We start from the raw sequence: 23612 nt of genomic DNA on the forward strand, positions 1-23612 counted from the left end.
CGTGAACGGCCTTATTAACAAAACGTTACGCCGGAAGCGCTATCATCTTTCGGCTTCAAAGCGCAATGCGCTTGACGCAACAAGCACCATCTTCCGGGCCTCCCAGGCCACCGTCCTCTTCGATGCTGCCACCGTCCGGATTCGTCCGCGGTGCCGGGATCGCTCATCGCTGTGATCCGGCTCGTTCACAGCCTGCTGCACCCCGAGCCGCCAAGAGATCTTCAGATTGGGCGAACGCCTGGCTGCACTCCTTACATCGTCCGAGCCCGACCCCATCGACTGCCGTCGTTGCGATGCGGTGTGTTGTCGGCTCACCGTCACCGTCATGCCTGACGACAACGTGCCCGGCTACCTGCTGGACACCGATGCGCGTGGCGGCACGGTGATGGCACGCAACGAAGAAGGCTGGTGCGCCGCGATCGACCCGTATCACCTGCGCTGCACGATCTACTCGCAGCGACCCGCGATCTGCCGCCAGTTCGACATGGGCGGCGATGATTGCCGCCTCGTGCGGCAGGACTACCGTCGACAACAGCAGGATCTGTCGACGTTTTCTTCCACGCTTCATCCATAGCAGGAGCATCCATGGCTCGTACGCCAAAGACCTCCCCCAAGGCAAGCAACACCGTTCGCGTCGACCGCAAGCAAGGGTCCAACTCCGCCGTCAGCAGCCAGAGCATCGCTGCGGATCTGGCTGCCTTCCGTAAAGGTGGCGGCAAGATCGAAGTGCTGGGCAATACCCTGGCGCTGAAAAAAGCCGGCTGACGTTGCTGCCGACCGCACCGGCATCGGCCGGTGCGGTGGCCGCACTCAGCGGCCCAGGCTGACCCGCACGCTCCCGGAATGGGAGTTGATCGAAATATCCCCATCGCCCGAGCCCAGACGCGCATCCAGGCTGCTGCCCGGACCATAGCGCGGCTTCTCCACCTGCCCGGCATCGGACTGGATACCCCCGCTGAACGTCTTGACGTTCAGCTGCGCCGAGACATTCACCGGCAGCTTCAGCGCGACCGATCCGCTGACCGTCTGCATCGTCACCTTGCCGCCCGGCGCCATGCCGGTCGCGCTCACGTCCAGGCTGCCCGAGACGGTTTCCACCGCCAGCCGCTGGATACGCCCGGCAGTGACGTTGACCCGGCCGGAGACCGATTCGGCCGCCACCTCGCCCGAGGCACCGCCGCCCGCCAGCAACTGGCCACTGACCGTGCGCGCGTCCAGCCGCGGGGTCTGCACCTGCGAGCGGATGCCGCCACTGACCGTGTTCAAGGTGGTTTCTCCGCTGCGCCCGGCCGCGGTGATGCTGCCGCTGACACTGTTGGCCTGCAGGCGACGCACGTCGATGTCGGCCACGTCGATGTCGGCGCTGACGGTGCCCAGCTGCACTTCCACCGCGCGCGGAACGCGCAGCTCCAGCGTGGCCCCACCGTTGCTGCGGCCGCGCGGATACTCCACTTCCCAGCGCACGCGGTTGCTGCTCCTGTCCTGTTTGAGGGTGAGCCCGTCGGCCATCGAACCGGTCAGTGCCACGTCGTTGCGATCCCAGCCACGCACGGTGACCTTGCCGGCGATGTTGCTGATTTCCACGCGCCCGCCGGCGCCCAGTGGATGGCGCTCATTGACGCTGGTGGCGGCCTGGGCGACCAGCGGCAGGCACAGCGCCAGGGCCGCGATCATGGACAGAGGACTACGCATGGGGATCTCCTTCAGGTGGGCAGGCCGGCGGAGAACACCGCCTGCTGGGTGAGTTGCAGGCGCAGCGCGTAGGTGCGCTGCAGTTGCCCGAGCAGATAGCCCGAGCGGGGGTTTTCAGCGATGGCGGCGCGGATGTTGACCGCACTGGCATCGAGTTCGTGCAGGGCCGGGCGCCACTCCTCGGTGACACCGTCACTGGGCAAGGCGGCGATGGCCTGCTGGTATTCACCGGCCATGGCGTCGGCCTGGCGCTGCAGCAACGAGGGCGCCGGCGTATGCGGGACCGGCGTCGGCACCACCATCAGCAGCGCCAGCGCGGCGGCCAGGCCGAGCCCGATGCGCAGCGGCCAGCGCTCCCGCCGGCGGCGTGTCGACAGCGTTGCCACGGCGGCCGCCGGGGTCGGGGCCAAGGTCTGCGCCGGCAACTGTGCGGCAATGCCCTGCCACACCCGTGCCGGCGGGAGACGCTCGGCCGGCAGGGCGCGCAGCCGTGCGCTCAGTGCGTTGTCATCGGAATCATGGGGGCTCATGCGGTTTCTCCTAGGCGCGCGCGCAGCAGGCCACGCGCACGGTGCAACTGTGCTTTGGAACTGCCGACCGCCATCTGCAGCTGGTCGGCGATTTCCTGGTGTTTCCAGCCTTCTATGTCGTGCAGGACCAGCACTGCCCGGGCACGGGGCGGCAGTGTTTCCAGCGCGCGCTCCAGGTCCATGGAGGTACCGGCGCAGCGGTCCTGGGCCGGCAGCGTCGCCAGCGACTCCCAGCCCTCCTCGCCGGCATCGCGCGCATCGCCGGTGGCGTTGGCGCGCAGTTCCATCAGTGCCGCGTTCACGCCCAGGCGGTGCAGCCAGGTGCCCAGGCTGCTTTCGAAGCGGAACCCCGGCAGGGCGCGCCATGCCTGCAGGAAGGCCTCCTGCAGCGCATCCTCGGCACGGGCCGCGTGGCCGCCGCACAGCCGCCACAGTACGGCGTACACGCGCGGCGAATGCCGCCGGTAGATGCGCTCGTACGCGGTGACGTCACCGGCCGCCGCGGCACGCACCAGGGCGTGGTCATCGGCGGCGTCGGCCTCGGTCTGGGCGCTGGAAGGGGACATGGTCGTGTCGAGCATATCCGTTGGATGCGGGGGGCACGGAAAAGGTTTAAGCCGCCGCTGGATTTCTTTTTCTGCGCGGCCTTTAAACCTTTCCGGTGGCAGCGGCATCCAATCCCATGTCACTACCGGCGCTCGCCAAGGAGTATCCCCATGTCTTCCAGTTGCCTGGCCGTGCTGCTCTCGCTGGCCACCAGCTGCACGCTGCCGTGGAGCCCGCTGCAGATACAGCTGTCGTTGGCGCCCGCAGCACCCGATGTGTGTGTGCAATACGCCCAGAACGCGCCGCTGTGCGCCTCGGCGATGATTGCTGCATTGGATGTGTACGGCAGGCCGCTGCAGTAAGCCGATACCACGATGCGGTGACGCGCATCGGCATTACCATGGTGGGATCGGCACTATCGCTGCAAAGGAATTCCGCCCCCATGAAAGACCATCTGCCCGCCTGGACCCACGAATGGTTGCACTACGGGGTCCCTGCCCTGCAGATCCTGGTGACGCTGCTGGTGGCCTGGCTGCTGCGGCTGGTCGCCCGGCGCCTGATCCGCCGGGTCGGCGACCACTACACACTGCCGCCGGAAATGATCATGGGCGCGCGCCGGGTGTTCACCTTCGTGGTGTATTTCACCGTACTGCTGATCGTGCTCAACATCGTGGGCGTTTCGGCGACGGTACTGTGGACGGCGTTCACCGGCTTCGCTGCGGTGGGCGCGGTGGCGTTCTTCGCCGCCTGGAGCGTGTTGTCCAACATTTTCTGCACGCTGCTGATCTTCACCACGCGCCCGTTCCGCCTGCACGATTACATCGAGCTGCTGGAAAACGGCGAGAAGCCCGGGCTCAAGGGCCGGGTGATCGACATCAACCTGATCTACACCACGCTGCAGGAAACCGGCAGCGGCCACGAAGGCACGGTGCTGCAGATGCCCAACAACATGTTCTTCCAGCGCACCGTGCGCCGCTGGCGGGATCCGTCGCAGGCACCGGGCGGGATCCAGGGGGACGGTTGAGGGCGCGTGCCACGCCGGTTGTAGATACCGACCGCTGGTCGGTATGGGTTATTGCGTGCCGACCAACGGTCGGCACCTACCGAAGCTGGCTGTCCTTGCTGCCGCGGCGGTTGTAGCCGCTGCCTTCGTGCTGGGCGGCATCTTCTTCTTCCTGGCAGCGCACGCACAGGCGCACACCGGGCACGGCCTTGCGCCGCGCCTCGGGAATGGGTGCCTCGCAGTGTTCGCAGTGGGTCAGCCCGGGGCCGTCGCGCAGCTGTGCGCGGGCCCGCTGGATGGCGTCATCGACGGTGGCGTCGATCTGATCCTGGACGGCGCCGTCGCCTGCCCAACCTGTCGCCATGATGTGTCTCCCATGCCGGTGTCAGGGCACCAGCATAGACCCGGCCCGACGCGGCCAGCCGACGTGGGGCTGAACGCGCACGGCGCCGGGTGAACGCTTCAGGCAGCGCTTACCAGACCAGGTCGTCGGGCACCTGGAACTGGGCGTAGTACGCATCATCCTCGGCGTTGCCGGTGCTCGGCTCGCTGCCGGCGGGCTGGCTGTTGTCGAGCACGATCACGCTCGCATCGCGCTCGCGGACCCTCTCGGCCGCGGCGCGGGGCAGCAGCTCGAAGCCCTCGCCGTGGCGGGCGATCACCAGGCTGCCCGAGGCCAGTTGCCGGCGCAGCACGTTGTTGACCAGCAGGGTGCGGATCACGGTGCCGTCGTTGAAGCGGTATTCGCTCTCGCCCTCACGCTTGACCTTGTGCGCCTCGATGATCTGGCGGACCTGGGCCTGCAGCTCCTGCGCGTGCGCCCTGGCCTTGCGCTCGGCTTCCAGCGCGCGATCACGCTCGGCTTTTTCCGCACGCAGGCGCTCGGCCTCGCGCTGGCTTTCGCTGGGCGCGACCGGGGCCTTGCCGTGGCGGGCTTTCACCTGTTCACGGGCGGCCTGGGAGACCTGGGATTTCTTGACCAGCCCAGCCTTGAGCAGCTGCTCCTGGAGGGGATTTGCCTTCGCCATACGCCTAGCATCTGTTGTTGCGGGATTCCGGGGGCCATCATACTGGTCTGCCCGCCCCGCCCCAACCGCCCGCATGACCGCCCTGAAGTACCTCGCCGGCTATCCCGACGCCCTGCAGCAGCAGGTGCGCGAGCTGATCGCGGGCGACCGGCTGGGGCCGTGGCTGGAGCGCCGCTATGCGCAGCTGCACACCGTGCGCAACGACCGCCAGCTCTACGACTACACCCAGGGCCTGAAAGAGCGCTATCTGCGCCAGTCCGCGCCGTTGTCCAAGGTGATCTACGACAGCAGGCTGCAGGTGCTCAAGCATGCCCTGGGCACCCACACCACCGTCTCACGGGTACAGGGCAGCAAGCTCAAGGCCAGCCGGGAGATCCGCATCGCCACGGTGTTCCGCGAGGCGCCGGCGCCGTTCCTGAAGATGATCGTGGTGCACGAGCTGGCCCACCTGAAGGAATCGGACCACAACAAGGCGTTCTACCAGCTGTGTACCCACATGGAAGCGGATTACCACCAGCTGGAGTTCGATCTGCGCCTGTACCTGACCCACCTGGAACGCACCGCGGCCTGAGCCACGGCCGCCGTCATCGCGCAGCGCCGGGCCCCAGCCAGTACACTCCCCGCCCGCTTCCCGTTTTATGTTGCCTGCCCCATGACCGACCCGATCCGACTCGACAAACGCCTGACCAGCCTGATCGGCTGCTCCCGTGGCGACGCCCAGCGCTATATCGAGGGCGGCTGGGTGACCGTCAACGGCCAGGTGGTCGAGCAGCCGCAGACCCTGGTCACCGACGAAGTGATCGTGCTGCGCGAGAACGCCGAGGCAACCCGCACCGAGACCGTGAGCATGCTGCTGCACAAGCCGGCCGGCATGCGTTCGGACGAACTGTGTGCGCTGGTGACACCGGACAGCCGCAGTGAGCTCGACGCCACCGGGGTGACCCTGCTGCAGCGGCATTTCCACGCCCTGCAACTGGTGATGCCGCTGTCCGATGACGAAAGCGGCCTGGTCGTGGTCAGCCAGGACGGGCGCGTGATCTCGCACCTGAAGGACCGCGGCGCGACGCTGGAGCAGGAGTACCTGGTGGAAGTGAGTGGCGAGCTGGCGCCTTACGGCATGAAGCGGCTCGCGCATGGCTTGAGCTTCCGCAACTGGCCGCTGCCACCGTGCAAGGTGAGCTGGCAGAACGAAACGCGCCTGCGCTTTGCAATCAAGCCGGTGCATCCCGGCCAGCTGCGCGACATGTGCCGCCAGGTCGGGCTGGAGGTCGTCAGCATCCGCCGCCTGCGCATCGGCCGCGTGGCGATGGGCAAGCTGGTCCCGGGCCAGTGGCGTTACCTGGCGCCGGACGAGCGCTTCTAGACCGCCCCGGCACTCGCCCTGCACGCCCCTGCCGCTTACGATCGGGGCATGACCGAGAAAAGACCGTTCTGGCGCCGGCTGCTGCGCTGGCTGGGGATCATCGTGGCCTTGCTGGTGCTGCTGGTGCTCAGTGGCCTGCTGCTGGCCGATCACCTTACCCCGCAGGCTCTCGGCGAGCGCTCCACGGTGCTGCCCACGCAGGCCGACCAGACCGCGATCGATCGCGAGCTGGTCCGCCTGCAGGCCGAGCATCCCGGCCAGACCGGCGTGGCCTTCCTCTCCGATGGGCTCGATGCCTACGCCGCGCGCGCGGTGATCACCCAGCACGCCGGGCGCAGCCTGGACCTGCAGTACTACATCTGGCAGGACGACCTGATCGGCCACCTGATGGCCAACGAGCTGTACCGCGCCGCCGAGCGCGGCGTGCGGGTGCGCATCCTGCTCGATGACATGAATGCCCAGGACAAGGACGCGCTGATGATGGCGCTCGATGCGCACCCCAACATCGAGATCCGCCTGTACAACCCGTTCCGCAACCGCAGCGGGCTGTGGCGGCTGGTCGAGATGGTCCAGCGCGTTTTCAGCGTCAACCACCGCATGCACAACAAGTCGTGGATCGCCGACGGGCGCGTGGCGATCGTCGGTGGCCGCAACATCGGCGAGGAATATTTCAGCGCGCGCCCGGACGTGAACTTCCGCGACCTGGACCTGCTGGTCGCCGGCGAAGCGGTACAGCAGGCCAACACCATTTTCGACGATTACTGGAACAGTGATACCGCCGTGCCGATCCGCGCGCTGGCGTTCTACACCGAGCCGCAGCTGCGCCTGCTGATCCGCGAAAGCGAGCACGAAGCGCGCCTGGGCAGTGCCAGGCCCTACCTGGAGAGGGTCGCGCGCTCGCAGGCGCAGCGCTCGTACTACCGCGATGCACTGGACCTGCACTGGAGCGGCAAGGTGGAGATCGCCTCGGACCCGCCGATGAAGCACCGCCGCGACGACCAGGCCGGCTGGCTGGTGACGCGGCTGGTGGAGGAACTGGAAAGCACGCGGCACAAGGCGCTGTTGATCTCGCCCTATTTCGTCCCGGGCGAGGACGGCACCGAAGGGCTGGGCGCGATGGTCGCGCGCGGTGCCCAGGTCGGGGTGATCACCAACTCGCTGGCGGCCAACGACGTGGCCGCCGTGCACAGCGGCTACATGCACTACCGTGCGCCGCTGCTGCGCAGTGGCGTGCAGCTGTACGAGCTCAAATCACGCGGCAACGTGGATGGCAGTGGCCTGTTCGGCAGCAGCGGGGCCAGCCTGCACACCAAGGCGTTCATGATCGATGACCAGCGTGGCTTCGTCGGCTCGTTCAACCTGGATCCGCGCTCGGCGTACCTCAACACCGAGATGGGCGTGTTGTTCAACGATCCGGTGCTTGCCGCGCAACTGCGCCAGGAGTATCTGCGCCTGGCCAGCCCGAGCCAGAGTTACTGGGTGGCCCTGGGCCCGGAGGGCGACGTGCGCTGGCTGGAACGCGATGCACAGCCGCCGCACTGGCTGTACCGCGAACCGGACGCCGGTTTCTGGCTGCGTGCCAGCGCGCGTGCGATCAGCTGGCTGCCACTGGAATCGCAGCTCTAGCTCAGCCCGCCCGGGCCACGTCGTACTCGGCCTCGTCACAGTCCACGGTCTCCACCGCCCGGCCGTGGACCCGCCGCCAGATCCACTGCAGCGCGTGCGGCGGCGTGTCGTCCAGCTGTTCCAGCAGGGCCAGCGCCTGGGCCTGGCCGATCTGGCCGTGGCGGCACAGCAGGCTGGCCGCGGCCGCCGCGCGCGCCAGGCGCAGGCTGGCCGCCAGCCCACCGCCGCTCTGGCGGATCAAGGCATCGTGCACGGCCTTGGGCAGCTCCCATGCGGCGGCGATCCGGCTGGCCACCGGCAGGGTCCAGCTGTCCAGCAGTTCGGCCGCCAGCGCGCGTGGCGGCACCGCCACGCCGTGCTCGGCGCAGGCATCGAGCAGGTGCCGCATCACCAGCGCCGCCCCCAGGCCCTGGGTCAGACCAAGCCACTGCGCGGCGAAGCCATCTTCATGGGTCACCGTGCGCGCGTGATCGGCGGCGGCGCGCGATGCCAGCAGCGCGTGCTCCCAGATCACCGCGCTGAACTGCGGAAAGGCATCGCACTGCAGCTGCATCACCGGCTGCACCAGCACCGCGCTGATGATCTGGCGGATGCCATCGGTCCCTACCAGGGTGACGGCCCGCTGCAGCGTTTCCACCGGGCGTGTCTGTACCCGGTAGACCGGGCTGTTGGCGATGCGCAGCAGGTTGCCGGTCAGCACCGGGTCCTGGCTGATGATCCCGGCCATCGCGCGCGCCGAGGCGTCGCTGTCGTTGACGGTCTGGATCAGCTGCGGCAGCAGTTGTGGGCGGCGAGGCAGGTGGCGGGCCGACCAGTCCCGCGCCAGCAGCGAGGCGGTGACCGCATCGCGCAGCTCAAGCGCGTGCGGGGCCGCTGCATCGGCAGCATCGCCACTGCGGGGCACCAGCGCCAGCGTGTGCAGCCCGGCCTGCAGCACCGCCACGGGGTCGGTGCCTGGCGGAACGCTGCCCGCGGGCAACGCTCCGCACGCCTGCGTGGCGGCTGCGCGCCCCGTCGCGGGTACCGGCGCGACACGCCGCTGGCGGAGCAGCGCGACCCCACCCAGCAGCACCAGCACCGCAACCCCCACCCAGATCGCGACGCTCATGCCCATCGCCCCGGATGCACCGGGTCCCGCACCTGCCCTGTTGCGACTGCGCCCACGTGATCCTTCCTGCGATGACCGGCCATCCACACCGTTGCCACGGCATCGGCCTGCGCTTCAGCAACTTTAATGACAGCGCGACGGGAGATCCCCTGACAGCACCCTCCATCGGAATGGACTAGAATGGCGCCGCGCGACCCGTCCGAGACCCGACGACGTCGCTTTTTTTGTTTTACAACCCACCTTTTGCTGGCGCGTTCGCCGCTGTTAGCCACCGTTCGCACCATCGGAGCCACCATGTTATTTGAAACCCTCGAAACCACCGGTCACGAACAAGTGGTGTTCTGCCACAGCCGCGATGCCGGTCTGAGGGCGATCATCGCCATCCACAACACCACCCTGGGCCCGGCCCTGGGCGGTGTGCGCATGCGTCCCTACGCCAGCACCGACGAGGCCCTGGCCGATGCGCTGCGCCTGAGCCGCACCATGACCTACAAGAACGCCCTGGCCGGGCTCAACGTGGGCGGCGGCAAGGCGGTGATCATCGGCGATCCGAAGCGGGACAAGAGCGAAGTGCTGTTCCGCGCGTTCGGCCGCTATGTCGATTCGCTGGGCGGCCGCTACATCACCGCCGAGGACGTGGGCACCGATGTCAACGACATGGAGAACATCTACCTGGAAAGCGAGTACGTCACCGGCGTGCACCAGGTACATGGCGGCTCCGGCGACCCGGCCCCGTTCACCGCCTATGGCGCGCTGCAGGCGCTGATGGCGGCGATGCAGCACAAGCTGGGCCATGAGGAAGTGGGCAAGGCCAGCATCGCGGTGCAGGGCCTGGGGCACATCGGCATGGAACTGGTGAAGCTGCTGCGCGACCGTGGTGCCAAGTTGTACGTCAGCGACCTGGACAGCGCGCGCGTGGATCGCGCCGTCACCGAGTACGGTGCCGAAGCGGTCAAGCCGGAGGACATCTACGACGTCAACGCCGACATCTTCGCGCCGTGCGCGCTGGAAGGCGCGATCAATCCGGACACGTTGCCGCGCCTGAAGTGCAGGATCGTCTGCGGCACGGCCAACAACCAGCTCTCCAGCCTGGAAGTGGGTGATGAACTGCATGCCCGCGGCATCCTCTATGCGCCGGATTACGCGGTCAACGCCGGTGGCGTGATGAACGTTTCGCTGGAGATCGACGGCTACAACCGTGAGCGCGCGATGCGCCTGATCCGCAGCATCTACCACAACCTCGGCCGCATCTTCGCGCTGTCGCAGAGCGAGGGCATCGCCCCGCAACGCGCCGCCGACCAGATCGCCGAGTCGCGCATCCTCTCCATCGGCAAGCTGAAAATGCCGCTGGGGCGCAGCACGCCGCGGCGGGGCACGCTGCGCGGCAACTGAGCCGGCGTGACAAACGAAGAGGGCGCGATCATCGATCGCGCCCTCTTTTTTCATACACGTCGCAGTGAGACCGGCCGTCAGAACCCGGCCGAGTAGCGCAGCTGCACCTGGCGCAGATCGCCGCGCGGGCCGAAGCGCTGGTCATAGCCGAACGCCAGGCGACTGCTGCGGCTCAGCCACGACTCCACCGAAAGCCCGAACAAGCCGCCCGAGCGGGCCGGCTGCAGGCCTGCCAACGGTGCCCAGGCCTCCACGCCGACGAAGCTCGCCTGCGGATCCAGCCCGGTGCTGGACAGCAGTTGCTGCCACTCGGCGTAACCGCGCAGCGACCAGCTGCCCCAGCGCGTCTCCGCCCGCAGGCCGGCCAGCGCCTGGCTGCGGCTGGCAACGTTGCCTTCGGCGCGCAGGCCGAAGCCAAAGCCGCCGTCCTCGCTGAAGCTGTCGCTGTCCACGCGGGCGTATTCCGCGCCCAGGTAGGGCGTCAGCCCCGCCACCGCCGAGCCGAAGCGGTAGCCGGACTCCATGCTGGCGGTGCTGAAGTGGCCGCCGTAACGCGCGTTGACGCCGTACTGCCCAGCGCCCAGCAGCAGTTGCCGGTCGATGTTGCGGGTGAACTGACCGACCCCGACCTGGCCGATGGCATAGCCGTTGCCGACATTCCAGCCGGCATATACCTGCGCCTGCGACTGACGATCGCGGCCACGGTCACCGCCCCAGTCACGACTGCTGTTGCTGCGCGTCTCGCCGAAGGCGACGCCCATCATGCCGCTGCTGCCCAAGGCCAGATCCTGACCCATCATCCAGCCTTGGGTCTGCGCCCCCGTGCCGGCGAAGCTGCCCTGCCCCGCCTCGCCCAGCGCGCTGTGCCATGCGCCGCGCAGACCGGGCGTGGCCATCGCTGCATCCAGACGCGCCGACAGACCGCGACGGTTCATGTCGATCGCATCGAACGTCATCGCAGCGGCCAGCCCATGCGCCTTGCCGGACAAGCTGTCCAGCGTCTGGCTCAACGCCTGGTCGGTGGGCGTCTGTTGGATGGCCCCCGCCGCTGCGGTCAGGTCGGGATCCAGCACGATCGCGGTCGAGGGTGCCGACGGCTGCAGGCGCGCATCGAGCGCCTGGAACGCCGCTTCCACACGTGCGGCCGAGGCCAGTGTGCCGACATCGGACGTGCGGGCCGCTGCAGCAGTGGTGACCGACGTGGGCTCCACGTCCAGATACACGCGGTTGGGGTCGTAGTGCACGGTCGCCTGCAGCAGTGGCAACGTGGCCGCATTGAAGCCCAGCGAGGAAAACTGCCCGTTGACGCCCCCGTCGGCCACCAGTACCTCATGCTCCCGCCGTGCGACGTAGCCCTCCGCCAACCCATAGACGAACAGTCCGCCATCCAGCGTCGCCCGGCCGCCGATGTGGAGCGGATCGGTGCCCAGCAACATCCAGAACTCACCCGTCGCGCTCTGGATGAAGTTGCCGTTGAGGGTGCTGTTGGCGTGGTCGCGGTTGAACAGGATGCCGTTGTTGTACAGATCGCCGTTGTACTGCGTGGCGATCCGCGGGTTCGCGTTGGAGTTGATCTGCATGACGCCGTTGTTGGTGATCGTCCCGTTGGTGATCACATCCCAGGCGTAAAGATAGGAGTCGGCGTCCACCACGATGTCGGATTGATACAGGTCATTGATGGCTACGGTCGCGCCGCCGGTGATGCGCAGTTGCCCGGCATTGCGGTTTTCTCCGCCGAGCGTCATGCCCGGATCATCGATCCCGTCGACCACGTTGCCACCGCCGTCAACGACCACCCCGCCCGCGCCCGACAAGCCTCCCCACCAGACGGTGTAGGCGGTGCCGAGCGCCGCATGGAAGTCGCCCCAGTCCAGCCGACCCGGCCCGCGCACGGCGCGACCCACGTTGAGCAGGCCATGCCCGAAGACCGCATCGGTACCGACCGCGCCCAGATCGGTCGCGGTGCCCAGCAATACCTGCCGGACCTGGTCCGTGGTCAACGTCGGGAAGGCTTCCCATACCAGCGCGGCGGCCCCGGAGACCAGCGGCGCCGCGTAAGAGGTGCCAGACCCGTACAGCAACGGACCGCCAGGGTTCTTGGGATCGAGGAAGACGGCCGTGCCCGGCGCGGCCAGGCAGTAATTGGCTGCCACACCACAGGCATTGGCGTAGGACGCGAGGGTATCGGGCTTGTTGGTGTCCACGGCGGTCACCGCAAGCCACCCGCGCTCCAGATCCGCCGCCGGCCGGGTGTTGCCCGGGCCCGGCTGGCTGGGCAGTGCGGCCATGCTGGACGGATTGGCGCGGCTCTCGTTGCCGGTCGCGAACACCACCAGGCCGTTGTGGCCGACGATGAACGGGCGATACTCCGCGGCGATCGGTGCGGTGGCGGCCGTGTTGGTCCAATACAGCCCGCCCCACGAATTGTTCATGATCCGCACACCGTCGGTGATCAGATCCTGGTGGACGCCGGCCAGACCGAGCGCGCCGGTCACCTCGTTGCCATTGCCCGTGCCATCGTCGGCAGGCCGCTTGTCGGCGATGATCCGTGCCGAGACGATCAGCGCTTCCGGCGCGACGCCGCCCGGCCAGGCGCCGAACGCGCGTCCCGCCGCCAGCGAGGCCACCGTCGTGCCATGGCCGACCACGTCATCGATGTTGAGATTGTTGACCAGCGGATCGATGTAGGCACGGCTGGACACCACCCGCCCGGACACCGCCGGATTGGTGCGGCTCACGCCGGAATCGACAACGCCGATGCGGGTGCCCTTGCCGGTGAACTGCACATCGCGCGCATTGATCACCGTCAGGTGTGCATCGACGGCCGGAGGCGGAGGCGTTACCGGTGGCGTTACCGGCGGCGTTGTGGGGGGCGTCGTTGGCGGCGGCGACGGGGGCGTGGTCGGGGGCGGCGACGGCTCCAGATCCCCCCGGACATTGCTGCCCCCACCTCCGCAGGCACTCAGTGCCAATGCCAATGCCGCGGCCAAGGCCGACCTGCCGATCACAACCTGCTTCATCCCTGTTCCCCTAGTGAATGGACCTTCCCCACCTGCCTGCCCCCCGGGCAGACACCGGCAGTCAATGCCGACCCTCTATACTGGGCCGACCCCCACGCAGTCTGCCGGGAAATGCGTCGGCTTCCAACGCCCGCGTTCCTATTCCGCTCTTAGCTCACGCACCAAAGAGATTGCACATGTCCAACATCGTCATCGCCGCCGCCAAGCGCACCGCCATCGGCTCCTTCCTGGGCCAGTTCAACGGCGTGCCCTCCCCGACCCTGGGCTCCACCGTGATCGCTGCGGCCCTGGAGCAGTCCGGAGTACCGGCCGCGGATGTTTCCGAAGTGATCATGGGCTGCGTGCTGCCGGCCAACCTCGGCCAGGCGCCGGCCCGCCAGGCCGCGATCGCCGCCGGGATTCCGGTGTCCACCGGCGCCACCACCCTGAACAAGGTGTGCGGTTCGGGCATGAAGGCCATCATGCTGGGGCATGACCTGATCAAGGCCGGCTCGGCCAGCATCGTGGTCGCCGGCGGCATGGAATCGATGTCCAACGCCCCGCACATGATCCCCAACTCGCGCACCGGCAACCGCTTCGGCAACTTCCAGGCCGTGGATCACATGGCCCACGACGGCCTGGTCAATGCGTACGACGGCAAGGCCATGGGCGAGTTCGCCGAATGCACCGTGGAGAAGTACCAGGTCAGCCGCGAGGACCAGGATGCCTTCGCGATCGAATCGGTCCGCCGCGCGCAGGCCGCGCAGGCCAACGGCGCCTTCGATGGCGAAATCGTCGCGGTCAAGGTCAGCACCCGCAAGGGCGAGGTCGAGTACGCGCAGGACGAGCAGCCCGGCCGCTCGGACATCGCCAAGATTCCGACCCTGCGCCCGGCCTTCAAGAAAGACGGCACGGTGACCGCCGCCAGCTCCTCGAGCATCTCCGACGGCGCCGCTGCCGTGGTGCTGCTCTCCGAGGACGATGCCGCCGCCCGCGGCCTGCAGCCGCTGGCGCGCATCGTCGGCCACGCCACCCACTCGCAGGCGCCGGAGTGGTTCACCACCGCGCCGATCGGTGCGATCCAGAAGCTGATGGACAAGACCGGCTGGACGCTGGACCAGGTGGACCTGTTCGAGATCAACGAAGCCTTCGCCGTGGTTGCGATGGCGCCGATCCGCGAGCTGGGCATCCCGCACGACAAGGTCAATGTCAATGGCGGGGCCTGCGCATTGGGCCATCCCATCGGTGCCTCGGGCGCACGCTTGGTGGTCACGCTGGTGAACGCATTGCGCACGCGTGGGGCCAAGCGCGGAATTGCTACCCTGTGCATCGGCGGCGGCGAAGCGACCGCCATCGCTATCGAATTGATTTGATTTGGTTTAACGCGCATTTCTCAAAACTGAATGCGCGATCGCTTGACAGCCAATCGTGGCTTGTCATCATGTTGCCGGGCGCGCAATAGCGCGTTGCCTAATCTAACGACGAGGATTCACAACAATGAGCATCAACAAGCTGCTGATCGCAATGGCCCTGGGCCTGGCTCTGACCGCCTGCTCGAAGCAGGAGCAGGCTGCTGACGCCGCCGCTTCGGCCAACGAAGCCGCCGCTGACGCCCAGGCCGCTGCTGACCAGGCCGCTGCTGCTGGCGCCCCGGCTGCTGACGCTGCCCAGGCTGCTGCTGACACCGCCACCACCGCTGCTGACGCTTCGGCTGATGCCGCTGCCCAGGCTGCTGGCGCTGCCACCGACGCTGCTGCTGAGCAGGCCAAGGACGCTGCCAAGACTGCGGAAAACACCGCTGAGCAGGCCAAGGACGCTGCTGAAGAAGCCAAGAAGTAATCACTTCTTTCTTCAAGCAAGTCTGAAGAAGCCGCTGGTTCGCCAGCGGCTTTTTCTTTGGGCGCGTTTTGGTGGCCGTGCCGCCACCCACCGGTTCTTCACAGGCGCATGAATAGGCTGGCCTCCCATCCATCGCCGTTCTGGAGCGCCACATGAAGATCCGTCCGCTGACCACCTCCCTGCTGGCCGCTTCCCTGCTGCTCGGCCTGGCCGCCTGCAAGGGCCCGGAAGCCGAACAGGCGCGCCGTGATGCCGCCCAGGCCGCCGACAGCACCAACGCTGCCGCCCGCGAAGCAGTCGACAAGGCCGCTGCGGCGACCCGCAGTGCCGCCGACGATGCCGCCGCCGCCTCCGAGCGCGCTGCCGCCGATACCCAGCAGGCACTCGACCGTGCTGCCGCCGCCACCTCCGAAGCCGCCGGCGAAGCCAAGGTCGCGGCCAAGGATGCCGCGGCCCACGCGAGCGATTCCACCGCCGATGCCGCGCAGAAGGTCGCCGACAAGGCGCGCGACGTGGCCGATGATGCCAAGAAGAACGCCAACGAAGCCAAGCGCTGAGTCGGCGTTACGCACCGCCACAGCGTGGTGACCAACGCCCCCTCTCCGGAGGGGGCGTTTTCATTGGCGGCCGCTTACGGCAGAGCGCGGCCCAGCACGGCCGCGAAGTCCACGTCGGCCGGCAGCGTGCCGAAGGCCATCCCATGCTCGGCCCCCAGCCGTGAGCGGATAAAGGCGGACGCGTTCGGGCTCTGCGCACGCAGCAGCACCGCGGCCTGCAACAACAGCGCCAGGCGCTCGGTGACCCGGCGTGCCTGCGCCTGCTCCGGCGGTGTCGCCAACTGCGCCCGCAGTGCCCGCAACGCGGCGTCATAGAGGGCATCTGTCCCGGCCACCGCGTCCAGCTCAACCTGCAGCGCCTGCAGTACCTGCGGCTCGCGCGACAGCGCACGCAGCACGTCCAGGCACTGGATGTTGCCGCTGCCTTCCCAGATCGAATTCAACGGCGCCTGCCGGTACAACCGCGGCAGCATCGACTCCTCCACATAGCCCGCGCCGCCCAGGCATTCCTGCGCTTCGTTGACGAACACGGCAGCCCGCTTGCACACCCAGTACTTGCCCACCGCCGTGGCGATGCGCGCGAAGGCCGCCTGCTGCGGATCGCCTCCGGCCTGGTCGACCGCACGCGCCACGCGCATGGCGAACACGGTGGCCGCTTCGGATTCGATCGCCAGGTCGGCCAGCACATTGGCCATCAGCGGATGCTCGCTCAACCGCGCGCCGAAACTGCTGCGGTGCCGGGTGTGGTGCAGTGCCTGCGCCAGTGCCATGCGCATCTCCGCCGCGGCACCAAGCATGCAGTCCAGCCGCGTCATCATCACCATGCCGATGATGGTGGCCACCCCACGCCCTTCCTCGCCCACGCGCTGCGCCCAGGCCCCACACAGTTCCACCTCGCTGGAGGCGTTGGACCAGTCGCCAAGCTTGTCCTTCAGGCGCATCAGACGGAACGCGTTGCGGTTGCCGTCGGCCAGGCGCCGCGGCATGAGGAAACAGCTCAGCCCACCCGGCGCCTGCGCGAGCACCAGGAAGCCATCGGACATCGGCGCGGAGAAGAACCACTTGTGGCCGATCAGCGCATGGCTGCCATCGGCCTGCGGCTCGGCGCGCGTGGTGTTGCTGCGCACATCAGAACCGCCCTGCTTCTCGGTCATGCCCATGCCCAGGGTGATCCCGGCCTTGTCGGCAATCGGGACGTCACGCGGGTCGTAGTGCGGGGCCGCCGCCTTGTCCGCCCATTCGGCGAGCGCCGGCGCCTGGCGCAGCACCGCGACCGCCGCATGGGTCATCGTCAACGGACAGCTGGTGCCCGCCTCGGCCTGGTGATGCAGGTAGCTCAAGGCAGCGCGCGCGACATGCGCGCCGGGGCGGCCGTCATGCCAGGACAGCCCCGCCACGCCATGCGTCTTGGCCGTGCTCATCAACTCGTGGTACGCCGGATGGAACTCGACGGTATCGATGCGATGGCCCTGCGCGTCGTGCGTGCGCAGGCGCGGGCGGTCGCGGTTGGCATCGAAGCCGAGCCGGTACAGCGCATCGCCGGCGAGGCCGCCGTAGCGCGCCAGCGGGCTCACGAAAACGCCACCTCCCTCGCGCTGGACGGCATCGGCCAGTGCACTGTCGTCGGCCCAGAGGTTCCGGCCTCCGAAGGGCGGCGGCTGGTTGCTCACCTCGTGCGTCTCGAACGCGGGCCAGGCAGACGTCATCTCGGCGACCTCCTTGCAGACAGATGCACCGATTCTGCCGCATCCCCGTGCAGGCCGCCGTTCATGCGGATTCTCACCTCCTGCACGAGCGCGGCGGCACAGTGCAGGCATGAACGCCGATGCCGACAACGACGACCTGGTGGTGCTGCGCCCGGAGGGACTGTACTGCCCGGCCGGTGACTTCCATATCGACCCATGGCGGCCGGTGCCGCGCGCGGTGATCACGCATGGCCACGGCGACCATGCGCGCAACGGCATGGGTCACTATCACTGCACCACGCAGACCCTGCCGATCCTGCGTTGGCGGCTGGGCGATGTGGACTGCACCGCGCACGCCTATGGTGAACGCTTCACCCTTGGCGACACCGAGGTCTCCCTGCACTCGGCCGGGCATGTGCTCGGCTCGGCGCAGGTGCGGATCGCGCATGCGGGCCGGGTGTGGGTGGCCTCGGGCGACTACAAGCGCCAGCACGATCCGAGCTGCGCGCCGTTCGAGGTGGTGCCGTGCGATACCTTCATCACCGAAGCAACCTTCGGCCTGCCGGTGTATCGCTGGCCGGACACCGCACAGGTCGCCGCGGACATCGTGGCCTGGCGGCGCGAGTGCGAAGCGCGTGGCGAGGCAGCCGTGCTGCTGTGCTACGCACTCGGCAAGGCGCAGCGGATCCTCGCCGAACTGCTGCCGCTGGAAACCCAACCAGCATTGCTGCATGGGGCGATCGCCACGGGCGTGGCGGTCTATCGCGAGGCGGGAATCCCGATGCTGGCCACCGAACCGGTCAGCGAGCAGGAACGCGGGGCGGCGTTCGCCGGCAAGCTGATCCTGGCGCCGCCCTCGGCGGCGGGCAGCGCGTGGATGCGCCGTTTCAAGCGCGCGCAGCTGGGCTTTGCCTCCGGATGGATGCGCGTGCGTGGCAACCGCCGCCGGCGCAACTACGATCGCGGTTTCGTCGTCTCCGATCACGCCGACTGGCCTGACCTGCTGCGCACCATCGCCGAGACCGGTGCGCGCCGCGTCATCGCCACCCACGGCAACACCGACGCGCTGATCCGCTTCCTGCGCGAGCGTGGCGTCGCCGCCGAGGCCTTCGCCACCGGCTACGGGGACGAAGAATGAAACGCTTTGCCGCGCTCTACAGCGAGCTGGACCGCAGCACCGCGACCGGCGACAAACGCGCCGCGCTGGTGCGCTACTTCCAGCAGGCCCCCGCGCACGACGCCGCATGGGCCCTGTTCCTGCTGGCCGGCGGCAAGGTCACCAGCGCGCGCCAGAAGATCGCCGGCAACGCCGAGCTGCGCGCGTGGGTGGCCGAGTTGTCCGATACGCCCGCCTGGCTAGTCGACGACAGCTATGACCAGGTTGGCGATCTGGCCGAGACGCTGACCCTGCTCATGAATGATCCGGCGCAGGCCGGCGCGGATATCGGGCTGGCCGACTGGATCGAGCAGAAGCTGCTGCCGGTGGCCAATCAGCCCGAGCCGGTGCGTCACGCCGCCGTCACCGGGGCGTGGCAACAGCTCGCCTTCGATGAGCGGCTGGTGTTCAACAAGCTGCTGACTGGCGCGCTGCGGGTGGGCGTGTCACAGCGGCTGGTGCAGCAGGCGCTGGCCGAATGGTCGGGCATCGACATCGCGCGCATTGCCCAGCGCATGCTCGGCAGCTGGGTACCCACGCCGGGCCTGCTGGCCGCCTTGTTGTCCCCCGAAGAGCGCCCCGAGGATCGCCAGCAGCCCTACCCGTTCTTCCTGGCATCGCCGTTGGAGGCCGAGGTCGACACGCTGGGCCCGATCGATGACTGGCTGCTGGAATGGAAGTGGGATGGCGTCCGTCTGCAGGTGCTGCGCCGCCAGGGTGAGGTCGCGCTGTGGTCGCGTGGCGAGGAGCGACTGGACGGTCGCTTCCCCGAGATCGAGGCGGCCGCGATGGCGTTGCCCGATGGCTGCGTGATCGATGGCGAGCTGCTGGCCTGGGCGGACGGCGACGATCTGCCGCTGCCCTTCACCGCCCTGCAGACCCGCATCCAGCGACTCAAGCCCGGCCCGAAGACACTGCGCGATACGCCGGTGCGCGTGCTTGCCTACGATCTGCTCGAGCTGGGCGGTGAAGACCTGCGCGCCCTGCCCCTCTCGCAACGGCGGGCGCGCCTGGCCGAGGTACTGGCCACGCTGGACGACCCGCGCCTGCGGCTGTCACCGGCGCTCAGCGTGGCGGACTGGCACACGGCGGCACTGCAGCGCGACCTGGCCCGCGAGCGTGGCGTGGAAGGGCTGATGCTCAAGCGCGCCGAGTCGGTTTACCAGGCCGGACGCCGGCGCGGCGACTGGTGGAAGTGGAAGATCGCGCCGCTGACCATCGATGCGGTGATGATCTATGCCCAGTCCGGCCATGGCCGCCGCAGTACGCTGTACACCGATTACACCTTCGGCGTGTGGGATGGCCAGACGCTGGTGCCGGTGGCCAAGGCGTACTCGGGCCTGGATGACAAGGAAATCCTCGCGCTGGACCGCTGGATCCGCGCGAACACGATCGAGCGCTTCGGGCCGGTCCGCAGCGTTCGTGGCGAGCAGGTGTTCGAGCTCGGCTTCGAGGCGGTGAACCGCAGCAAGCGCCACAAGTCCGGCATCGCCGTGCGCTTTCCGCGGATCCTGCGCTGGCGGCATGACAAACCGGCCAGCGAAGCGGACACGCTGGCCCAGCTGCAGGCACTGGCGCGGTGACGCGACGGGAGGCCATGGCCCGCCTGACAGCGTGGTTCGCCAGCCGGGGCTGGGCGCCGCTGCCGTTCCAGAAAGCGATGTGGAAGCATTACCTGGCGGGCGACTCGGGCCTGCTGCACACACCCACCGGTAGCGGCAAGACGCTGGCGATGTTCGGCGGGCCGCTGCTGCAGGCGCTGCACGATCCGCCACCACGCACCACGCGTGGCCGTGCCAAGACACCGGTGCCGGTCCTGCAGGTGCTGTGGATCACCCCGCTGCGCGCGCTGGCCGCCGATACCGCGCGCGCGCTGCGAGAGCCTTTGGACGCCCTCGGGCTGGACTGGCAGGTCGGCCTGCGCACCGGCGATGCCAGCGCGCGCGACAAGCGACTGGCGCGCGAGGGTCGGCTGGATGTGCTGGTGACCACGCCCGAATCACTGGCCCTGCTGCTCAGCTACCCCGACACGATGGCCCGCCTGCAGCACCTGCGCTGCGTGGTCGTGGATGAGTGGCATGAACTGCTGGGCAACAAGCGCGGCGTACTGCTGCAGTTGAATCTGCGCCGCCTGCGCGACGCCCTGCCCGCCCTGCAGGTATGGGGGCTGTCGGCCACGCTGGGCAATCTGGAGGAGGCGCGCGAGGTGCTCTTGCCCGACGTGCCCGACGCGCCGCTGGTGGCCGGCGCACGCCCCCGTCCGGTCAGCGTGGAGACACTGCTGCCCGCGCAGGGCGAGCGTTTTCCCTGGGCCGGCCACCTGGGCTTGTCGCAGCTGCAGCGCGTGCTGGAGAAGCTGCTCACGGTGCGCACCAGCCTGTTGTTCACCAACACCCGCGCCCATGCCGAACTCTGGCACCAGGCACTGGCGGCAGTGTGGCCGGAAGACCCGGATACCCTCGCACTGCATCATGGCTCACTGGACCCGGCGTTGCGCCGCGCCGCCGAGCAGGGCCTGCGCGAAGGCCGCCTGCGCTGCGTGGTCGCCACCTCCAGCCTGGATCTCGGCGTCGATTTCCCCAGTGTCGACCAGGTGCTGCAGATCGGCAGCCCCAAGGGCATCGCGCGGCTGCTGCAGCGTGCCGGGCGCGCCAGGCATCGCCCCGGCGAATCCGGGCACATCGTGTGCGTGCCCTCGCACGCGCTGGAGCTGGTGGAGTATGCCGCCGCGCGTCGCGCGCTGGCCCAGGGGCACATCGAAGCCCGCCGGCCGCTGCGATTGTCGCTGGATGTGTTGGCGCAGCACGCGGTGAGCTGCGCGTTGGGCGGCGGCTTTGATCGGGACGCGCTGCTGGAGCAGGTGCGGCGCACGCACGCGTTCGCCGGGCTGGACAGCACGCACTGGGAGGGCGTGCTCGAGTTCATCGTGCAGGGCGGCCGCGCGCTGTCGCAGTACCCGGACTTCCACAAGGTGGTGCGCGATGACGATGGCATCTACCGCGTGCACGACCGTCGCGTCGCGCTGCGGCACCGGCTGTCGATCGGCACCATCACCAGCGATGGCAGTGTCATGGTGCAGTTCCTGCGCGGCGGCCGGCTGGGTGCGGTGGAGGAGCAGTTCCTCAGCCGGCTGCGCCCCGGTGATCGCTTCCAGTTCGCCGGTCGCCTGCTGGAACTGGTGCGGCTGGAGAACCTGACCGCGTATGTGCGCCTGGCCCGGGGCGGCGATGGCGTAGTGCCGCGCTGGCAGGGCGGCCGGCTGCCACTGTCCGACGCGCTGGGCCATGAAATGGAAACGGTGCTGGCCCGCCCTGCCGACAGCCCGGAGATGCGCTGGCTGGCGCCGCTGCTCGCGCTGCAGACGCGCCTGTCCGTCCTCCCAGGTCCGGAGCTGCTGCTGGTGGAACACGTGCGGCGTCGCGATGGCCAGTTCGTGTTCGTGTATCCCTTCGCCGGTCGCCAGGTGAATGAAGGGCTGGCCGCGCTGATGGCATTGCGCTGGACGCGACAGCACAGCAATACCTTCGGCTACGCGGCCAACGACTATGGCTTCGTGCTCGCACCGGCGCGCCCGGTCGAACTCGATGCAGCGCGCGTACGCACCCTGCTGGCGCCGGAGGGACTGCTCACCGATCTGCGCGAGAGCCTCAACCTGGGCGAACTGGCGCGGCGCCAGTTCCGCGATATCGCGCGGGTGTCAGGCATGCTCGTACCGGCACTGCCCGGCCGCACGCCGCGCAGCCTGCGCCAGCTGCAGGCCTCCAGCGGGCTGCTGTACGACGTGCTGCGCCAGCACGATCCGGATCACATCCTGCTGACGTTGGCCGAACACGAAGTGCTGCACGATCAACTCGATCTGGGAAGCCTGGCCCGCGCTCTGTCGAGCTGCCAGGCCCGAACGCTGAGCGTGCAGCATCCGACCAGCCTGGGACCGTTGTCTTTCCCGCTCTGGGCGGAACGGTTGCGCGGCCAGCTCAGCAACGAAGACTGGAAGACCCGCGTCCTGCGCGCCGCACAGCAACTGGAGAAGCGCCATGGCGCCTGAACTGCCGATCACCCTCGCCGGCGAAAGCGTCCATCTGCTCGGTGCGCGTGCGCTGTACTGGCCGGCGCGCGATGCACTGTTGATCGCCGATCTTCACCTGGGCAAAGCCGATCTGTTCCGGCGTTCGGGCATCGGCCTGCCCAGTGGCGGCACCTCCGATGACCTGCAGCGTCTGGGCACCGTGGTGCAGCAGCGCGCCATCCGCCATCTGTGGATACTCGGCGACGTGCTGCATGGCGCTGCGCACCGCGCTGCGTGGTACCGCCAGTGGCAGGGATGGCGCGAGCAGCATCCACAGCTGTGGATCGGTGCAATGGAAGGCAATCATGACCGTGTGCTGCCCAAGGCCGACCTGGGCATCGAACTGCTGGGCGAGCGTATCCAGGAAGGACCGTTCCTGCTGCGTCATGCACCGCAGCCGCAGCCAGGGCTGCATGTGCTGTGTGGTCACCTGCATCCGCTGGCCCGCTTGCCGGGCATGCAGCGGCGTTGGCCAGCGTTCTGGATGCGCGAGGGAATGACGATACTGCCGGCGTTCTCGGGCTTCACTGCCGGCATCGCACCGGTACTGGCCTCGGGCGAAAGGCTGGTGGCCTGCGTCGAGGACCAGGCCATCGCGTTGCCGGCGCGCTGATCCGGACAGCGCGCGACGTCGGTGACGCAGTTACCTTGCCTGCATCAGGCAGCGGAGGCCAACAGGCTGGGCATCAACCGGATATCCGGTGCATTCGGATTGGGCCGCACCGGTTGCCGCTGGATCGCGGTCAACATCTCATGGGCAGCGCTGCGGATGCGCGGGTGGTGTTCCGGCGCAGCGTGCGTGATGAGGCTGGTGACATGGAACTCAAACACGTCTTCCATCACGTCCGGCTGATCCTCATGCAGCATCTGCAGCAGTCCGCGCAGTTTGCGGATTTCACTTTCCAGAGTTTCGGCCGAGAACAGCATTTCAATCTCCTTGGGTTGCGATCGGTCCACCGGACCGTAGGTCGCAAACGCAGCCCCACCCTACCACCCCGCAGTCGCGGGGCTCCAAGCGATCA

24 protein-coding genes are annotated in these 23612 nt (G+C 68.3%); 15 read left to right on the forward strand and 9 right to left on the reverse strand.

All coding sequences use genetic code 11. The features are described from left to right. Positions 1–274: 274 nt before the first annotated feature. On the forward strand, positions 275–574 hold the full coding sequence (locus tag C0R07_RS02175) for a YkgJ family cysteine cluster protein (protein WP_080114834.1): 300 nt from the start codon (positions 275–277) through the stop codon (positions 572–574). A gap of 11 nt (positions 575–585) precedes the next feature. Then, positions 586–765, forward strand: a complete 180-nt coding sequence (locus C0R07_RS02180) for a hypothetical protein (RefSeq protein ID WP_019183415.1) — start codon at positions 586–588, stop codon at positions 763–765. 45 nt (positions 766–810) lie between these two features. On the opposite strand, the gene C0R07_RS02185 is transcribed toward C0R07_RS02180, so the two are convergent. The 3 genes from C0R07_RS02185 to C0R07_RS02195 are packed head-to-tail and all read right to left on the reverse strand — an operon-like array spanning position 811 to position 2803. Next, a complete protein-coding gene (locus tag C0R07_RS02185) occupies positions 811–1692 on the reverse strand; it encodes a DUF4097 family beta strand repeat-containing protein (protein ID WP_102788088.1) in 882 nt (293 codons plus the stop codon). 11 nt (positions 1693–1703) lie between these two features. Next, positions 1704–2222, reverse strand: coding sequence for a hypothetical protein (locus tag C0R07_RS02190; protein ID WP_070425647.1), 519 nt, complete (start codon positions 2220–2222; stop codon positions 1704–1706). Continuing rightward, complete coding sequence (locus C0R07_RS02195; protein ID WP_070471028.1) at positions 2219–2803, reverse strand: RNA polymerase sigma factor; 585 nt, start codon at positions 2801–2803, stop codon at positions 2219–2221. Before C0R07_RS02195 ends, C0R07_RS02190 begins: the two co-directional genes overlap by 4 nt. A gap of 135 nt (positions 2804–2938) precedes the next feature. On the opposite strand from C0R07_RS02195, the gene C0R07_RS02200 reads away from it, so the two are divergent. After that, the gene (locus C0R07_RS02200; protein ID WP_019183419.1) at positions 2939–3130 is read left to right on the forward strand and encodes a hypothetical protein; all 192 of its coding nucleotides are present in this window, start codon (positions 2939–2941) and stop codon (positions 3128–3130) included. Between the two features lie 80 nt (positions 3131–3210). Further along, positions 3211–3792, forward strand: coding sequence for a mechanosensitive ion channel family protein (locus C0R07_RS02205; protein ID WP_019183420.1), 582 nt, complete (start codon positions 3211–3213; stop codon positions 3790–3792). Between the two features lie 76 nt (positions 3793–3868). On the opposite strand, the gene C0R07_RS02210 is transcribed toward C0R07_RS02205, so the two are convergent. Both C0R07_RS02210 and C0R07_RS02215 read right to left on the reverse strand, forming a co-directional pair. Beyond that, complete coding sequence (locus tag C0R07_RS02210; protein ID WP_019183421.1) at positions 3869–4135, reverse strand: DksA/TraR family C4-type zinc finger protein; 267 nt, start codon at positions 4133–4135, stop codon at positions 3869–3871. Between the two features lie 109 nt (positions 4136–4244). Next, complete coding sequence (locus C0R07_RS02215) at positions 4245–4799, reverse strand: DUF2058 domain-containing protein (protein ID WP_102788089.1); 555 nt, start codon at positions 4797–4799, stop codon at positions 4245–4247. 73 nt (positions 4800–4872) lie between these two features. On the opposite strand from C0R07_RS02215, the gene C0R07_RS02220 reads away from it, so the two are divergent. From C0R07_RS02220 to C0R07_RS02230, 3 genes are all read left to right on the forward strand, one after another. Next, the gene (locus tag C0R07_RS02220; protein ID WP_019183423.1) at positions 4873–5370 is read left to right on the forward strand and encodes a M48 family metallopeptidase; all 498 of its coding nucleotides are present in this window, start codon (positions 4873–4875) and stop codon (positions 5368–5370) included. An 81-nt stretch (positions 5371–5451) separates the two neighbouring features. Next, positions 5452–6162, forward strand: a complete 711-nt coding sequence (locus tag C0R07_RS02225) for an rRNA pseudouridine synthase (protein WP_102788090.1) — start codon at positions 5452–5454, stop codon at positions 6160–6162. A gap of 48 nt (positions 6163–6210) precedes the next feature. Beyond that, positions 6211–7788: a phospholipase D family protein gene (locus tag C0R07_RS02230; protein ID WP_102788091.1), complete on the forward strand. Its 1578-nt coding sequence runs from the start codon at positions 6211–6213 to the stop codon at positions 7786–7788. Between the two features lies 1 nt (position 7789). On the opposite strand, the gene C0R07_RS02235 is transcribed toward C0R07_RS02230, so the two are convergent. Next, on the reverse strand, positions 7790–8896 hold the full coding sequence (locus C0R07_RS02235; protein ID WP_070471080.1) for an HDOD domain-containing protein: 1107 nt from the start codon (positions 8894–8896) through the stop codon (positions 7790–7792). A gap of 294 nt (positions 8897–9190) precedes the next feature. Between C0R07_RS02235 and C0R07_RS02240 the strand changes: the two genes are divergently transcribed. Next, positions 9191–10288, forward strand: coding sequence for a Glu/Leu/Phe/Val dehydrogenase dimerization domain-containing protein (locus tag C0R07_RS02240; protein WP_026069816.1), 1098 nt, complete (start codon positions 9191–9193; stop codon positions 10286–10288). Positions 10289–10365: 77 nt separating this feature from the next. Here the strand turns inward: C0R07_RS02240 and C0R07_RS02245 are convergent, their stop codons facing one another. Continuing rightward, positions 10366–13308, reverse strand: coding sequence for an autotransporter serine protease (locus tag C0R07_RS02245; RefSeq protein ID WP_102788093.1), 2943 nt, complete (start codon positions 13306–13308; stop codon positions 10366–10368). A gap of 176 nt (positions 13309–13484) precedes the next feature. Here C0R07_RS02245 and C0R07_RS02250 point away from each other — a divergent pair, with 176 nt between their 5' ends. The 3 genes from C0R07_RS02250 (at position 13485) to C0R07_RS02260 (ending at position 15683) form a co-directional block, all read left to right on the forward strand. Beyond that, a complete protein-coding gene (locus tag C0R07_RS02250) occupies positions 13485–14660 on the forward strand; it encodes a thiolase family protein (protein WP_019183429.1) in 1176 nt (391 codons plus the stop codon). A gap of 124 nt (positions 14661–14784) precedes the next feature. Further along, positions 14785–15126 (forward strand): hypothetical protein, encoded by a 342-nt coding sequence (locus C0R07_RS02255; RefSeq protein ID WP_019183430.1) that lies wholly within the window; start codon positions 14785–14787, stop codon positions 15124–15126. A 152-nt stretch (positions 15127–15278) separates the two neighbouring features. Further along, a complete protein-coding gene (locus C0R07_RS02260) occupies positions 15279–15683 on the forward strand; it encodes a hypothetical protein (protein WP_070425654.1) in 405 nt (134 codons plus the stop codon). Between the two features lie 74 nt (positions 15684–15757). On the opposite strand, the gene C0R07_RS02265 is transcribed toward C0R07_RS02260, so the two are convergent. Continuing rightward, on the reverse strand, positions 15758–17389 hold the full coding sequence (locus tag C0R07_RS02265) for an isovaleryl-CoA dehydrogenase (protein ID WP_070471034.1): 1632 nt from the start codon (positions 17387–17389) through the stop codon (positions 15758–15760). Positions 17390–17498: 109 nt separating this feature from the next. On the opposite strand from C0R07_RS02265, the gene C0R07_RS02270 reads away from it, so the two are divergent. Genes C0R07_RS02270 through pdeM form a run of 4 tightly spaced genes read left to right on the forward strand, consistent with a single transcriptional unit; the run spans position 17499 to position 23203 of the window. Then, positions 17499–18506, forward strand: a complete 1008-nt coding sequence (locus C0R07_RS02270; RefSeq protein WP_046273294.1) for a ligase-associated DNA damage response exonuclease — start codon at positions 17499–17501, stop codon at positions 18504–18506. After that, the gene (locus C0R07_RS02275) at positions 18503–20107 is read left to right on the forward strand and encodes an ATP-dependent DNA ligase (protein ID WP_102788094.1); all 1605 of its coding nucleotides are present in this window, start codon (positions 18503–18505) and stop codon (positions 20105–20107) included. Before C0R07_RS02270 ends, C0R07_RS02275 begins: the two co-directional genes overlap by 4 nt. 14 nt (positions 20108–20121) lie before the next feature. After that, the gene (locus tag C0R07_RS02280) at positions 20122–22569 is read left to right on the forward strand and encodes a ligase-associated DNA damage response DEXH box helicase (RefSeq protein ID WP_102788095.1); all 2448 of its coding nucleotides are present in this window, start codon (positions 20122–20124) and stop codon (positions 22567–22569) included. Continuing rightward, positions 22559–23203: a ligase-associated DNA damage response endonuclease PdeM gene (pdeM, locus tag C0R07_RS02285; protein WP_070471042.1), complete on the forward strand. Its 645-nt coding sequence runs from the start codon at positions 22559–22561 to the stop codon at positions 23201–23203. Before C0R07_RS02280 ends, pdeM begins: the two co-directional genes overlap by 11 nt. 44 nt (positions 23204–23247) lie before the next feature. Here the strand turns inward: pdeM and C0R07_RS02290 are convergent, their stop codons facing one another. Next, positions 23248–23517 carry a hypothetical protein gene (locus C0R07_RS02290; RefSeq protein ID WP_019183437.1) on the reverse strand — a complete coding sequence of 90 codons (270 nt, stop codon included), beginning with the start codon at positions 23515–23517 and terminating at the stop codon, positions 23248–23250. Positions 23518–23612 lie beyond the last annotated feature (95 nt).

It is taken from the genome of Stenotrophomonas bentonitica (assembly GCF_002887735.1).
GTDB lineage: Bacteria > Pseudomonadota > Gammaproteobacteria > Xanthomonadales > Xanthomonadaceae > Stenotrophomonas > Stenotrophomonas bentonitica_A.

Bases quoted from the DNA above. Each gene is read 5' to 3' on its own strand.
- C0R07_RS02180 (WP_019183415.1), top strand. From the start codon at position 586: ATGGCTCGTACGCCAAAGACCTCCCCCAAGGCAAGCAACACCGTTCGC.
- C0R07_RS02185 (WP_102788088.1), bottom strand. From the start codon at position 1,692: ATGCGTAGTCCTCTGTCCATGATCGCGGCCCTGGCGCTGTGCCTGCCG.
- C0R07_RS02190 (WP_070425647.1), bottom strand. From the start codon at position 2,222: ATGAGCCCCCATGATTCCGATGACAACGCACTGAGCGCACGGCTGCGC.
- C0R07_RS02195 (WP_070471028.1), bottom strand. From the start codon at position 2,803: ATGCTCGACACGACCATGTCCCCTTCCAGCGCCCAGACCGAGGCCGAC.
- C0R07_RS02200 (WP_019183419.1), top strand. From the start codon at position 2,939: ATGTCTTCCAGTTGCCTGGCCGTGCTGCTCTCGCTGGCCACCAGCTGC.
- C0R07_RS02205 (WP_019183420.1), top strand. From the start codon at position 3,211: ATGAAAGACCATCTGCCCGCCTGGACCCACGAATGGTTGCACTACGGG.
- C0R07_RS02210 (WP_019183421.1), bottom strand. From the start codon at position 4,135: ATGGCGACAGGTTGGGCAGGCGACGGCGCCGTCCAGGATCAGATCGAC.
- C0R07_RS02215 (WP_102788089.1), bottom strand. From the start codon at position 4,799: ATGGCGAAGGCAAATCCCCTCCAGGAGCAGCTGCTCAAGGCTGGGCTG.
- C0R07_RS02220 (WP_019183423.1), top strand. From the start codon at position 4,873: ATGACCGCCCTGAAGTACCTCGCCGGCTATCCCGACGCCCTGCAGCAG.
- C0R07_RS02225 (WP_102788090.1), top strand. From the start codon at position 5,452: ATGACCGACCCGATCCGACTCGACAAACGCCTGACCAGCCTGATCGGC.
- C0R07_RS02230 (WP_102788091.1), top strand. From the start codon at position 6,211: ATGACCGAGAAAAGACCGTTCTGGCGCCGGCTGCTGCGCTGGCTGGGG.
- C0R07_RS02235 (WP_070471080.1), bottom strand. From the start codon at position 8,896: ATGAGCGTCGCGATCTGGGTGGGGGTTGCGGTGCTGGTGCTGCTGGGT.
- C0R07_RS02240 (WP_026069816.1), top strand. From the start codon at position 9,191: ATGTTATTTGAAACCCTCGAAACCACCGGTCACGAACAAGTGGTGTTC.
- C0R07_RS02245 (WP_102788093.1), bottom strand. From the start codon at position 13,308: ATGAAGCAGGTTGTGATCGGCAGGTCGGCCTTGGCCGCGGCATTGGCA.
- C0R07_RS02250 (WP_019183429.1), top strand. From the start codon at position 13,485: ATGTCCAACATCGTCATCGCCGCCGCCAAGCGCACCGCCATCGGCTCC.
- C0R07_RS02255 (WP_019183430.1), top strand. From the start codon at position 14,785: ATGAGCATCAACAAGCTGCTGATCGCAATGGCCCTGGGCCTGGCTCTG.
- C0R07_RS02260 (WP_070425654.1), top strand. From the start codon at position 15,279: ATGAAGATCCGTCCGCTGACCACCTCCCTGCTGGCCGCTTCCCTGCTG.
- C0R07_RS02265 (WP_070471034.1), bottom strand. From the start codon at position 17,389: ATGACGTCTGCCTGGCCCGCGTTCGAGACGCACGAGGTGAGCAACCAG.
- C0R07_RS02270 (WP_046273294.1), top strand. From the start codon at position 17,499: ATGAACGCCGATGCCGACAACGACGACCTGGTGGTGCTGCGCCCGGAG.
- C0R07_RS02275 (WP_102788094.1), top strand. From the start codon at position 18,503: ATGAAACGCTTTGCCGCGCTCTACAGCGAGCTGGACCGCAGCACCGCG.
- C0R07_RS02280 (WP_102788095.1), top strand. From the start codon at position 20,122: ATGGCCCGCCTGACAGCGTGGTTCGCCAGCCGGGGCTGGGCGCCGCTG.
- pdeM (WP_070471042.1), top strand. From the start codon at position 22,559: ATGGCGCCTGAACTGCCGATCACCCTCGCCGGCGAAAGCGTCCATCTG.
- C0R07_RS02290 (WP_019183437.1), bottom strand. From the start codon at position 23,517: ATGCTGTTCTCGGCCGAAACTCTGGAAAGTGAAATCCGCAAACTGCGC.